The following is a 12,127-nucleotide window of genomic DNA, read 5'->3' as shown; positions in this document are numbered from 1 at the left end:
GAGTATCAAAGCTATATGAGTACCACCACCTTATTTTTCAAGAAAAATCTCCATGAATTTTTGACCAACCTCACAAAACCAATGGAAAAAGATGACTATTTATACTAAGACAGCTAATCAACCACATAAAAAGCTCATGAGGTAGGAGGGAGGAGAAAATGTCTAACAAGGTCCAGCACTTCTCATGCCTACCATTATTGTTGATTAAAAAATTTACTATTTCAGTCAGAAATCACCACTAAGAAAGTTGCGCGAAAAATAATTTACAACGATTGGTATTACCAAAAACACTCAAGTGCTGGATGTCAAGATGTTCGTAAACATAGACATACATTTTCCCAATTCAGGAAACTCTCGTTTTTAGTGTTCTAAGAAAGTCCTATTCTTCTGTTAATATCTAACATAATTTTTAAATTTCTACTCAATCAGTTTCGAATAGCCCACTACTTGTAAGAGATATCGTTAGCTTTCATCTTCCCTCATCATTCCAACTTCAGTTTCCCCGAAACATCGAAGCCGCTTTTTCCCTTCCACCGATTGTCTTATGATTAGGCAATACCGACCAAGAGACATTTAACTCTCTGCACGCATTATGGACAGGACTGGCGATGCAACGACTTTATACCTACCTCTGCGGCATTCACGCACGCTCTTCACAGGTGCGGGCAATCAACAAAACGGAAAGCGTCGAACGCTTCTTTGATGAGGAAAACGTCATTGAAGAGCGCGAAATACTTTATGAATTCAGCAACGGCGTCACCCTCTTGTGCAAGATGGAATCGGATAGCTTTCAATCCGACGATCTGTGCCGCGAATGCTGGATAAGCTACGAAGTCGTACACGATGGCGGCCATGCCGTCTCGCCGAGAAAAAAGCAGTTTTATAATCGCTGCCAGGAAGCGTTCTGGATGAAAATGCAGGCGGAGCACGCCTGACGACATATCGCCACGCGCTTAAGATGGCCGTGCGTTCCCACCGCAATGCGCTATAGTCTGCATACACCACCGGGAGATGCCATGCAGATAAGACCTTACCAAGAGGCCGATCGCCCCTTCTTGCGCACGCTATACCTGGCATCGCGCAAGGCGGCGTTCGGTTGGCGCGATACCTCAAACTACCAGTTGGAAGATTTCGACAGCGCGACGCTGGGCGAAGCGATTTGGGTGGCGGAAGACGGCGGCACGCTGCTGGGATTCGTCTCCGTCTACCGCGAAGACAACTTCATTCATAACCTGTATGTCGATCCCCATCAGCCGCCGCGCGGCGTCGGCAGTGCGTTGCTGCAGGCGGCGCAAGCTACCTTCACCGCCACCGGCTCGCTGAAATGCCTGGTGAAAAATGAAAAGGCGCTGGCGTTCTACCGCAAGCACGGCTGGCGCGTCATCTCTACCGGCAACGACGGCGAAGAAGATTATTACCTGATGCATTCGCCGGTTCGTTAGCGCCGCATGTCCTGTCACAGAATCCATTAACGATAATGGATTTCATTACCATTTAGGCATACCCTTCTTTGCTTCTCTCGATGAACTTTGCAAGGAAGGTTATGCAACATCAAACGGATACTCGCTTCCCCGATGCTGCGGCGGCAGACTACGATCGCCGTATTCTGACCCTGGTGCCCGGCTATCAGTTTGCCCAGGCGCTGCTGACGGCGACGCTCGTGCAGACGCTGCCGAATGACGCCACATTGTTGTTGGCCGGTTGCGGCACCGGCAGCGAACTGGAGGCGCTGGCCGCCGCCAACGTAAGCTGGCGTTTCAGCGCCGTGGAACCCTCCGCCGGCATGCTGGCGGCCGCACGCGCCAAGGCCGAAGCCGCAGGTTACACACAGCGGGTGAGCTTCCAGCCAACCCTGCTGCAACAAGCGCCGCAAACTCGCCACGACGCGGCGGTGTGCTCATTGGTGCTGCACTTTATCGCCGACGATGGCGCAAAACTGGATTTCCTGCGGCAGTTGGCACAGCGCCTCTCCCCCGCCGCACCGCTGCTGCTGTTCGACTATCAACCGGAGGGCCTGCCCGCCAGCCACTACCAACACTGGCTGCAAAGCACCGGGCATTCGGCGGCGCAGGCGCAGGAAACGATCGAACGCATCCGCCGTAACTGGCACCCGATGACGGCGGCGCGCAGCCGTCTCCTCCTGGCGGAAAGCGGCTTCACCGCGCCTCAGGCGTTGTGCGGTGCGCTGGGGTTCCAGCTTTCACTGCTCCACCGCCGCAGCTGAGCCCGGCATCCGGCGCAGCGTCAGCCACCAAAACAGCAACGCGCTCAGGCTGACGCCAGCACCCAGCCAGCAGACGCCGCGCCAGCCCGCCCAGGCGTACATATGGGTGCCGGCAAAGGCGCCCAGCCCGCTGCCGACGGCGTAAAACAACATGTAGCAGCCCACCAGGCGGCTGTGCGACTGAGGGTGGGCGCTGAAGATCATGCTCTGGTTCAGTACGTGGATCGCCTGCCCCGCCAGATCCAACAACACAATGCCCGCCACCAGCCAAGCCAGGCCGCTGCCGAGCAAACCGAGCGGCAGCCAGGCCAGCGTCAACAGCAGCAGACACACGCCGCTGGCCGCCTGCCCCAGCCCGCGATCCGCCAGATGCCCGGCGCGCACCGCCGCCAGCGCCCCCACCGCGCCGACCAGGCCGAACGCCCCCACCGCCGCATGCGTGAAGTTGAACGGCGCCTGGCTCAGCGGCAACACCAGCGAACTCCAAAAGAGGCTGAAGGCGCCGAACATCAGCAGCGCCAGCATGCCGCGAATTTGCAGCGTGCGATCATGCCGCAACAGGGTCAGCATTGAACACAGCAAGGCGGGATAACTCAGCGTGCTGGGAGAGGTGCGCGGCGCAGGCAGCAGGCGCGCCAGGATCGGCAGCAGCACCAGCGTCACCCCAGCGGAAAAGAAGTACACCGTGCGCCAGCCGCCGACGTCCGCCAGCGCGCCGGACAGGGTGCGCGCCAGCAGCAGCCCCAACACCACGCCGCCCTGCGCTGCACCGACCACCCGTCCGCGCTCCTGCGGCGCAGCCAGTGCGGCGGCGAAAGCGATCAGTCCCTGCGTCATGGCGGTGCCCAGTAACCCCACCAGCAACATGCCCGCCAGCAGCCAAGACGCGCCGTGCGCCCAGCCCACCAGCAGCAGCGCGCCGATCAGCCCCAGCTGTTGCCCCGCCAGCAGCCGATGCCGGTTCAGCCGATCCCCCAACGGCACCACCAACAGCAGCGCCAGCGCACAGCCCAGTTGGGTCACGGTGATCACCATACCGACCGCCGCCAGGCTGATGGAAAAATCACGGGCGATGGCGTCCAGCAGCGGCTGCGCATAGTAAACGTTGGCCACGCTAAAGGCGCTGGCGGCGGCCAACAGCAGCACCAGGGCGGCCGGCAGGCGCCCCAGCGCCGCACAAGGAGGATCCAGCAGTTTGTCGCTCATGCACACCTCAGACTGGTTTCATTATTAAACCCAATGAACTTTAGGCGTGGAGGTTTTATAATGCAACCAGAATGTGCAGCTGGAGATAACCGCCGTGAAACGTAAAAGCCTGGAAGACGCGCCCTGCCCGGTGGCGCGCACGCTGGATGTGATTGGCGACTGGTGGTCGCTGCTGATCGTGCGCGACGCCTTCGACGGCGTCACCCGTTTCAGCGAGTTTCAAAAAGGGCTGGGGATGGCGAAGAACATTCTTTCTACCCGGCTGCGCGCCCTGGTGACGCACGGCGTGCTGGAGATCGTGCCCGCCGCGGACGGCAGCGCCTATCAGGAATATGTGCTGACCGAGAAAGGCCGTGCGCTGTTTCCGGTGATCGTCGGCCTGCGCCAATGGGGGGAGGATCATCTGTTCGCCGAGGGAGAGGCGCACTCAACGCTGGTGGAAAGCGACAGCGGCCGCCCCGTACCGCGCCTGACGCCGATCGGCAGCGCCGGGCAGACGCTGACCCCGCTCAATACCCGGGTGGTGAAGGTATGAAGCGTCTTAATAAGGCCTGCGTGACCTCGCGCTATTGCATCTATTCTCGAACAGCTTCCGCAATCCCCTGCGGGTAATGTATAGTCCGCGTTTTACGGAGATCCCATGCTGACTAACTCATCCATTCGTCTGAACAAATACATTAGCGAGAGCGGCATCTGCTCACGCCGCGACGCCGATCGATACATCGAACAGGGCAACGTTTTCATCAACGGTAAACGCGCCACCGTTGGCGCTCAGGTATTTGCCGGCGATGTCGTGAAGGTTAACGGCCAGCTGATCGAACCGCGTAACGAAGAAGATCTGGTGCTGATTGCGCTGAACAAACCGGTCGGCATCGTCACCACCACCGAAGACGGCGAACGCGACAACATCGCCGACTTCGTCAACCACAGCAAACGTATCTTCCCGATCGGCCGTTTGGACAAGGATTCGCAGGGACTGATCTTTCTGACCAACCACGGTGACCTGGTCAACAAGATCCTGCGCGCCGGCAACAATCACGAGAAAGAGTATCTGGTGACGGTCAACAAGCCGGTGACCGACGAGTTTATTCGCGGCATGGGCGCCGGCGTGCCGATGCTGGGCACGGTGACCAAAAAGTGCAAGGTGAAGAAAGAGGCGCCTTTCGTGTTCCGCATCACGCTGGTGCAAGGGCTGAACCGCCAGATCCGCCGCATGTGCGAACACTTCGGCTACGAGGTCACCAAGCTGGAACGCACGCGCATCATGAACGTCAGCCTGAAAGGGTTGCCGCTGGGCGAGTGGCGCGATCTGACCGATGACGAGCTGATTGAGCTGTTCAAGCTGATCGAGGGCTCTTCGTCCGAGGCCAAGCCGGCGAAGAAAGCCCCGGCCAAATCCGCCCCGGCGAAAAAGCCGAGCGCCGGTGGGCCAAAAGGCGCCGACAAAGCCGCTGCGCCGGCCGGCCGCAAACGCTTTACCCAGCCAGGGCGCAAGAAAAAAGGGCGTTAATCCCCCGCTCGCTCTCGCCAAGCCCACCCACCATGGCGCGGGCTTTTGCATCATAAAAGTCCTTCGCAAGCCGCCGCTGAGCTCTCACCATAAAAAAGGCCCGCATCAAGCGGGCCTGTAAGTACCAGAGAAGTTCAGAAGAAAAAATCAGAACGACCAGCGCAAATTGGCGTTGACCGAATTGACGCGGGTATCTGCGCCAAATTGCCCCTGATAGCCGACATCCAGCGTCGCGGCGCGCGACAGCTTCACGCTCACGCCGATATCGCCCACCATCACGTTGTCATCCACGGCCTGGCCCTGCGTGACGAACGCGTCGCTGCCGGCAAACGCCATGCGCGATGAGGTGTTCTTATCGCCGTAGGCATGCTGCCAGCCGAGCGAGCCGTAAAGGCTGACGTTCTTCGGCAGTTCGGTCACGCCGCGCACCCCGAGCGTGGAGTAGAAGGTGTTCATCGTTTCATTGCGCACGCTCAGCGCCGCCGCGCCGCCCGACTCCTGGAAGCTGTCGGTATGCAGGCGGATATAGCTCAGATTGATGAACGGTTCGACGTTCATCTCAGGCTGGCCGAAACGGTAACCCGCTTCGGTGAACGCCAGCAATGAGTTGGCATCGTAGTCCGACTTCAGCCGATCCGAGAAGCCGCTGAAATCGACGTTGCGCTTACCTTCAATCTTGTGCCAGGTGTAACCCAGCGCGCCGCGCAGCGAGAACGCATCCTGCTGCCCTGCCGCATACAGGCCGAGGTGGTAGTTGTCGGTATCGGCCTTGGAACGGCGGCTGTCGACGTCATAATCGCCGCGGCTGTAGCCGAAGTAGCCGCCGATGCGTACGTTATGATCGGTCAGCTTGCGATCCGCCCCCAACAGGAAGCCGGTGGTATTACCGTCCAGCTTGCCCACGTTGCCGTTGCCGCTGTTTCTGCCCCAGGAGCTGAAGGTCTGCCCCCAGACGCCGCTGTTTTGCGCCGGCGCCGGTTGCACCAGCGACATCGCCAACGGCGGCACCGGCAGGCTGTCGTTGTCGAACAGGCGCAGCATGCGCTGGTTCAGCACGTTGAACAGCTGGGTGCTGCCGGCGATCAGGTTAGACTGCATCGACGGATAGACTTCACCGGACAGCTGATTGAACGCCTCGCGCGCTTCCGGCGCGCTCAGCAGCAGCAGCGAGTTATACAGCGCCAGCGAAGGGCCGCTCTGCGTCAGCGTTGAGAGCGCACCGGCGGTATTCCATTGGTTGCCGCTCTCGGCCACCGTTTGGAAAATGCCCGGTTTGCCGCTGCCCGGATTCTCACCGCCCGGATTCTCACCACCTGGGTTTTCACCCCCCGGATTCTCGCCGCCTGGATTTTCACCGCCTGGATTTTCTCCACCCGGATTCTCGCCGCCCGGGTTTTCACCGCCTGGGTTTTCTCCACCCGGATTCTCGCCGCCTGGATTTTCACCGCCCGTATCTTTCTGCGCGATGGTCAGATCGACGGCGTTGGCACTGTGGTTTAACGCCACATCGAGGAAAGCAGACTTGGAGACCGCCGCCGCGAACTGGCCATCAATGCCGCCGTCCGAGGTCAGAATGCGGTAGCTTTGGCCGGTTTTATAGCTGGTTTGCGGATCCAGCGCCGTAACCTGCACCTTGGCCCGATCGCTGATGGTGGTTTTGCCCGCCACCAGCAGCTGGTCACTGCGGCCGTCGCCGGCGATATCGACGTCGTAGAAGGATTCGCCGATAAAGTTCAGGTAGCGTTTCAGCGTCAGCGTGCCGATATTGCCGTCGCCGGGCGAGATATGGCCGCCGGACTGGATCTCGGTCTGGCCCAGCGTGCCGTTGCCGCCCAGCGTGCCGCCGGCCTTGATCGAGGCGGCGCTGCTGTAGCCCTGCCCGTTATTGACGTCGGAGCCCGCCGTCGCGTTGAGGATCAGCGTGCCGCCGTTCTCGGCACCGAGAGTTTGGATCTCGAAGATATCGTCTTCTTTCTGGGTATTGATGTCGCTGGCGATGATGAGCTTGCCGCCGCGCGCGGTGACGTTGGCCTGCAACTCAGTGAGATCGCCGTTCAGCGTGGTGTGCCCGGCGGTGTTGATCACCTCGCCTTCGCCGCTCATCTTGTTGCTGAAAACGTAATTGCCGTCGGTATGGTTAAAGTACACATAGCTGCGGAACAATCCGCCCCGCAGGGCGATCGCCGTCTGGGCATCGATGGCGCCAGCAGCGCCCGCCGCGCCGAGCGTCGGCTCGGTCAATCCGGTGCCGGTATCCATGTTGCCGCGGCTGCCGATAATCAGCGCGCCGCGGTTCGAGCCGGAGCCGGTCTTGCCCAGCACCACTTCGTTGGCGCCGGCGGAGAATGTCCCGCCGTCCATGACCGCCAACACGCCGTTGCCGTAATCGCCGACGTTGACGCTGCTGCCGCTGGTAAAGCGCGAGCCGCTGCCGGCGACCACCAGCTCGGCGGTTTTACGCGCGCCGGAGACACCCGCCACCTGAATATTACCGACGTTGACCACGCCGCCGTTCAGCACATCCAGATCACCGTAAAGCGTGAGCGCGCGGCCAACGTTCCACTGGGAATTGGCCCCCGTGACCGTGGCTTTCGGGCTCAGCGTATCGGTCTCGTTCGGCCCGCTGCCATTACCGATGCGCGCGTCAAAGGCGGTGTTCAGCACCGCGCCGTCTTCAATCGCCAGCGTGGATCGCGCCCCTAGGTCGGTGCCGACGCTGAGAAAATTGCTGGTGACGCGGGAACCCGCACCGGTGGCGATCAGATGGCTGTCATAGCCGCGCGTGGTGCCGACCACGATCTCTTTTGCGCTGGCCAGCGCGCCGTCTTCAACCCGCAAGGTGCCCCGCCCCAGATTCAGGCCGCCGCGCAGTACGAACTGATCGTTCACCGCGTTCAGCTCGGCGTTCGGCCCGCGGACCGTGACCAGGCTGTCATGAATTTGGCCGTTGAACATCCGGCCGATATTGATGTTATAGGCGCTGATCTTGCCATTATCGATCAGCAGGTTGCCGCTTTGATTACGGCCGACGTAAACGTCCCCGGTGTAGGCCAATGATTCGGTAATGCGTGAGTCGCCGTCAAAAATGGCATCGTCTGCACGAGCGAGATCGGCGGGCGCCAGCATCAACAACGGCGCGGAAAATAGAGCGAGGTAAAGTTTGGAAAGCGGCGTTTTAACCGCTAAAGGGTGCGATGTCTTGTCATTCACGGGCTATCTCCGTACTCATTAGCGTGATGTCGCGGAATTTATTGTTATCGAGAAACTCAATGCGCTAGAGGAGGTATGAGGCGTTATTCCGCGCACGCCGGTTTATTGATCGTCGAAGCAAAAGCTTATTGCCCCCCGGCGCTGGCGCTCCGACGATGGAAAACCAGGAAGCGGTAATACCGCCCCCAAAGCGAATTATTTATGCGTGACGACCGGCGTACAGGTCGGCGCGCTCAGCGATGGCGAGGAACCTAAAATTCCCGGCATCATCAACGACGAGCAATCGAAAATTCGGCCCTTTTCCGTGGTGGCGCGATATGAAAGTTTTTGCCCGCCCAGCGCATCCGGCTGCGCGCCATTGACGTTGGTCACGGTAATTTCGTCCGATGAGCCGAGGCCCAACATTTTGGCGGTTTCCGCCTGCAGCAGCGGAATGGCCTGATCGGTTTTCAGGGTGGAACAACCGGCTAGCATCATCGTAACGGTTAAAGCGATAAGTGGTTTTTTCATAAATTATCCTTTATAACCAATCAGTTGAATTTATTGATTGGCTTTATGTTTTCTCTTATCCAAATCCTCGAATAATATATTTCCCTTTCCTAAACGAAAAAACCCTCCTAAAGTAGGGAGGGTTGATAATAATTCATCAGACCTATCTGATATTTGAAGGCGAAAGGAGAATCCTTTGGGGCAGGATTATGCGTTGGTCGTTGATGACCATCCATTGGTAGCAAGCGGCATCGCTAATTTTCTCAGCACGCATTGCCGATTCAAACAGGCGCATGTGGTGACCAATGAGGAAAATTGCTACCGCCATATTAGGGAAAATGGCCCACCGCGTTTACTGGTGATCGATTTCTGGCTCTCTTCCGCTACGGCGTTGAAATTACTCAAGGAAGTCAAACAGCTTTATCCCCAGGTGCGAATACTGGTGGTGAGCGGCGACGAGAATAACGATATCTGGCAGAAAGTGCATAATGCCGGCGGGCACGGATTCATATTAAAAAACGAGCCACCTGAATTATTCGCCAAGGCAGTTTTTGCGCTAAATGACAATCAGGAGTGGTTCCCCGAAGAGAATGAAACCATCGCTAAAAACAATCACGAACATTTAAATAAATTCAATTTAACACCACGGCAAATTGACGTATTAAATATGATGCTGCGAGGCCTGCCAAATAAAAGGATCGCCGCGCAGCTGTCTATTTCCGAGCCGACCGTCAAAGAGCATATCAGTAATATATTGAAAAAGATCGGCGTCAACAGCCGGGTGGAAGCCATCACGCTGTTGCACGGCAAACGGGAGCCGTCGTCATGAGGTTTTTCCAGAATTTACAAAATGATGGCATTTCGCCGCGCGCGCAGATCCGCCTGCTGGACAATACCTTCATGCGGTTGGTGTTCAGCTTTACCGCCGTGCCTTTCGTCGGCATCCCTTTCGCCATCTGGATTTATTTGCTGGGCGATGAGCTCGGCCCAACCATTACCTGGATCATCGTTTACCTGCTATGCGCCGTGGCGATCCGAATAGGGTACCGCCGCTATCAGCGCGAGGCTAAAGAAAATGATGAAGACACCGTGCTGCGCCGCTGGCTGCCGCGCATTAATAAGGTGGCCTTTATTCACGGGCTGGGGATCTCCTCACTCTATTTAATTACGCCGCAGACCCATAACTTTGACTTTTTTCTGCTGCTCAATATCAGCATCGCCGCGATCGTCGCCGCCAACGCCACGCATCTGACGCCGGTCATCAGCACCTTTACCCGTTTTTTCTTCGCCTCCTGGGGGCTGCTGAACATCGGCATCATCTGGCGGCTGGAAGACGTGATGTTCATCGTGCTGATGCTGAACTTGCTGTACGGCTTCGCCATTTACCGCCACGCGTTAACCTCGCATGCGTTCTTTATTCAGCAGGCGCTGCTCGAAGAACAAAGCTCGCGCCTGGCGGAGCAGTTCCGCCAGGCCAAAGAAGAGGCGGAACAGGCGCTGCTGGATAAGAACCAGTTCCTGACCACCGCCAGCCACGACCTGCGCCAGCCGGTGCACGCCATGGGTTTTCTGATCGAAGCCATCATCCACAAAAACCGCGACGATAGCCTGACGCCACAGCTGCTGGATCTGCAGCAGAGCGTGCGTTCGGTGCATTTGATGTTCAATTCGCTGCTCGATCTCAGCAAGATCGAATCCGGCAACGTGCGCACCGCCGCCACCCATGTGGATATCGGCGCCCTGCTCGACTCGGTGATCACCCTGTTCCGCGAAGAGGCCAACAGCCGCACCCTGGCGCTGCGCACCTGGCGGCCCAAACGGCGCATCAGCGTGATGGGCGACCCGCTGCTGGTGCGGCAATCGCTGATCAACCTGATCCAAAACGCCCTGCGCTACACGCAACGGGGCGGCGTGCTGATCGCCATCCGCCCGCGCGGCGCCGAGTGCCTGGTGGAAGTGTGGGACACCGGCGTGGGCATTGCCGACGAAGAGAAAAGCAAAATCTTCTCCCCTTACTACCGCCCCGAGCTGGCGTGGAAGATAGACAGCGCCGGCCACGGGCTGGGGCTGGCGGTGGTGGCGCGCTGCGCCAAGCTGATGAAGGTGAAGTACGGCATGCACTCCGTCGAAGGCAAAGGCTCGCGCTTCTGGATGCGCTTCACGCAATACAGCGGCGAAGATAAAGCGCCGGAAACCGCCGCCGCCTACGACAACACCGCCACGCCTACCCGCTATGCGCCGCTGCGAGGCGCCTGCCTGGTGGTGGACGACGATCCCTTGGTGACCTCCGCCTGGGAGAGTCTGATGAGCACCTGGGGCATCACCGTGCGCTGCGCGGCCTCCGCTGAGGAAGCCTTCGCCATCGTCGACGGCGGCTTCACGCCGTTCGCCGTGCTGTGCGACCAGCGCCTGCGCTCCGGCGAGAGCGGCTTCGACATCCTGCAGGCGCTGTTCGAACGCCTGCCGGACGTAAGCGGTGCGATGGTCAGCGGCGAGTTCAACTCGCAGATATTGCAAGAGGCCGAGCAGGAAGGCTATCTGGTGCTGCGTAAGCCGCTGGAGCCGGCCAGGCTGCATGCGCTGCTGACGCAGTGGGGGGCCGGCTAGCGCATATTGAGGGCTATCAGGCCATGATCAGTCGTTTAAACAGCAGCTGCTGGATATCCTGCCGATGGGACAATGGAGTCAATGCCGTACTTTACCGTAAGCGTGTACTCAAATGTCACCTGCTGTTCCATTGCAATCCCTTAATGTTGAGCACTGTAATGCTTAAAGCCCATCCAACAGCTGCTCCTTTGAGAACACGCGCCCTTCCGCTTTATCTTTCTCTGACAGCGTCAGCAATTTCAACAGAGCAATGGCGTTCTCTCGCTCCTGCTGCTGCTCATAGGATTCTATCACATAGGCGGGAACCCCATTTTGCGTGACCAGGATAGGCTCAGAGAGATCGAGCGTGGCCGCGTTTTTTTTAACATAGCTGATGGTCTCTACTTTCATCGTGCCCCCAGGCGCTATCAATCATTCCAAGGTCCGAACATAGGCCATATTTCGACCACAAACAATAATCTGCTTTACCCATGACTCAACTCATGGCCGCAGGCAGGCAGAAAAGACACCGCCATTTAAAAAGAAGAACCCTCTGCAAAAAAACAGAGGGTTTTAGTCACTTCGGCCCACTTACGAACGGGCTGCGGAAAGTGTCAAATCATTCCCACTCTATTATAAACAAACTTATTAAGTTATTATGAAACAGATACTTAATATACGCCACAATCGAAAAACCATGAAAAGTGCCATGCATAGTAAAAACATTCAAGAATGTCGGATTAACCTCTATCGTGGCAAAGGCTGTCAATTGCTGCCTCTCCAACATGATCAACGCCCCCACATAAGCTGACGAGCAATCTCAGCCAGCAGCTCCACAGCATAAGAAAATCGGCCTTGAAAAGCTTTACCATTGCCTCATCGTGATAACAGTCTTCATCAAT

General features: G+C 57.9%; 11 protein-coding genes. 7 read left to right on the top strand and 4 right to left on the bottom strand.

The annotated features are described in order from the left end of the window. The first annotated feature begins 608 nt into the window (after window positions 1–608). From AC6BYQ_RS15680 to AC6BYQ_RS15670, 3 genes are all read left to right on the top strand, one after another. The gene (locus AC6BYQ_RS15680) at window positions 609–935 is read left to right on the top strand and encodes a hypothetical protein (RefSeq protein ID WP_498057181.1); all 327 of its coding nucleotides are present in this window, start codon (window positions 609–611) and stop codon (window positions 933–935) included. An 81-nt stretch (window positions 936–1,016) separates the two neighbouring features. Then, complete coding sequence (locus AC6BYQ_RS15675) at window positions 1,017–1,442, top strand: GNAT family N-acetyltransferase (RefSeq protein ID WP_019452377.1); 426 nt, start codon at window positions 1,017–1,019, stop codon at window positions 1,440–1,442. A 101-nt stretch (window positions 1,443–1,543) separates the two neighbouring features. Continuing rightward, window positions 1,544–2,224 carry a class I SAM-dependent methyltransferase gene (locus tag AC6BYQ_RS15670; protein ID WP_063919883.1) on the top strand — a complete coding sequence of 227 codons (681 nt, stop codon included), beginning with the start codon at window positions 1,544–1,546 and terminating at the stop codon, window positions 2,222–2,224. Here the strand turns inward: AC6BYQ_RS15670 and AC6BYQ_RS15665 are convergent. Then, complete coding sequence (locus AC6BYQ_RS15665; protein WP_498057180.1) at window positions 2,201–3,430, bottom strand: MFS transporter; 1,230 nt, start codon at window positions 3,428–3,430, stop codon at window positions 2,201–2,203. The two genes, AC6BYQ_RS15670 and AC6BYQ_RS15665, sit on opposite strands and share 24 nt — an antisense overlap. Window positions 3,431–3,524: 94 nt before the next feature. Between AC6BYQ_RS15665 and AC6BYQ_RS15660 the strand changes: the two genes are divergently transcribed. Together AC6BYQ_RS15660 and rluF are read left to right on the top strand one after the other, a co-directional pair. Continuing rightward, window positions 3,525–3,965, top strand: a complete 441-nt coding sequence (locus AC6BYQ_RS15660) for a winged helix-turn-helix transcriptional regulator (RefSeq protein ID WP_498057179.1) — start codon at window positions 3,525–3,527, stop codon at window positions 3,963–3,965. 105 nt (window positions 3,966–4,070) lie between these two features. Continuing rightward, a complete protein-coding gene (gene rluF, locus AC6BYQ_RS15655; RefSeq protein ID WP_019452373.1) occupies window positions 4,071–4,940 on the top strand; it encodes a 23S rRNA pseudouridine(2604) synthase RluF in 870 nt (289 codons plus the stop codon). A 147-nt stretch (window positions 4,941–5,087) separates the two neighbouring features. Here the strand turns inward: rluF and AC6BYQ_RS15650 are convergent, their stop codons facing one another. Together AC6BYQ_RS15650 and AC6BYQ_RS15645 are read right to left on the bottom strand one after the other, a co-directional pair. Next, window positions 5,088–8,150 (bottom strand): autotransporter outer membrane beta-barrel domain-containing protein, encoded by a 3,063-nt coding sequence (locus AC6BYQ_RS15650; protein WP_498057178.1) that lies wholly within the window; start codon window positions 8,148–8,150, stop codon window positions 5,088–5,090. Between the two features lie 195 nt (window positions 8,151–8,345). Beyond that, complete coding sequence (locus AC6BYQ_RS15645) at window positions 8,346–8,660, bottom strand: lipoprotein (protein WP_004941478.1); 315 nt, start codon at window positions 8,658–8,660, stop codon at window positions 8,346–8,348. A 175-nt stretch (window positions 8,661–8,835) separates the two neighbouring features. On the opposite strand from AC6BYQ_RS15645, the gene AC6BYQ_RS15640 reads away from it, so the two are divergent. After that, the gene (locus AC6BYQ_RS15640; RefSeq protein ID WP_498057177.1) at window positions 8,836–9,468 is read left to right on the top strand and encodes a LuxR C-terminal-related transcriptional regulator; all 633 of its coding nucleotides are present in this window, start codon (window positions 8,836–8,838) and stop codon (window positions 9,466–9,468) included. Further along, window positions 9,465–11,246, top strand: coding sequence for a hybrid sensor histidine kinase/response regulator (locus tag AC6BYQ_RS15635; protein ID WP_019452370.1), 1,782 nt, complete (start codon window positions 9,465–9,467; stop codon window positions 11,244–11,246). The genes AC6BYQ_RS15640 and AC6BYQ_RS15635 overlap by 4 nt, the downstream gene beginning before the upstream one ends. Before the next feature lie 162 nt (window positions 11,247–11,408). Here AC6BYQ_RS15635 and AC6BYQ_RS15630 read toward each other — a convergent pair whose 3' ends face one another. Next, complete coding sequence (locus tag AC6BYQ_RS15630; RefSeq protein ID WP_038872484.1) at window positions 11,409–11,636, bottom strand: type II toxin-antitoxin system Phd/YefM family antitoxin; 228 nt, start codon at window positions 11,634–11,636, stop codon at window positions 11,409–11,411. Window positions 11,637–12,127 lie beyond the last annotated feature (491 nt).

The sequence above is a fragment of the Serratia sp. LTN-2 genome, assembly GCF_059740205.1.
The sequence above is the reverse complement of the archived record's forward strand: the minus strand, read 5'-3'. Positions and strand labels throughout refer to the sequence as shown.

Coding starts and splice junctions, on each gene's coding strand:
- rluF (WP_019452373.1), top strand. CDS start 4,071: ATGCTGACTAACTCATCCATTCGTCTGAACAAATACATTAGCGAGAGC.
- AC6BYQ_RS15645 (WP_004941478.1), bottom strand. CDS start 8,660: ATGAAAAAACCACTTATCGCTTTAACCGTTACGATGATGCTAGCCGGT.
- AC6BYQ_RS15680 (WP_498057181.1), top strand. CDS start 609: ATGCAACGACTTTATACCTACCTCTGCGGCATTCACGCACGCTCTTCA.
- AC6BYQ_RS15630 (WP_038872484.1), bottom strand. CDS start 11,636: ATGAAAGTAGAGACCATCAGCTATGTTAAAAAAAACGCGGCCACGCTC.
- AC6BYQ_RS15675 (WP_019452377.1), top strand. CDS start 1,017: ATGCAGATAAGACCTTACCAAGAGGCCGATCGCCCCTTCTTGCGCACG.
- AC6BYQ_RS15635 (WP_019452370.1), top strand. CDS start 9,465: ATGAGGTTTTTCCAGAATTTACAAAATGATGGCATTTCGCCGCGCGCG.
- AC6BYQ_RS15670 (WP_063919883.1), top strand. CDS start 1,544: ATGCAACATCAAACGGATACTCGCTTCCCCGATGCTGCGGCGGCAGAC.
- AC6BYQ_RS15665 (WP_498057180.1), bottom strand. CDS start 3,430: ATGAGCGACAAACTGCTGGATCCTCCTTGTGCGGCGCTGGGGCGCCTG.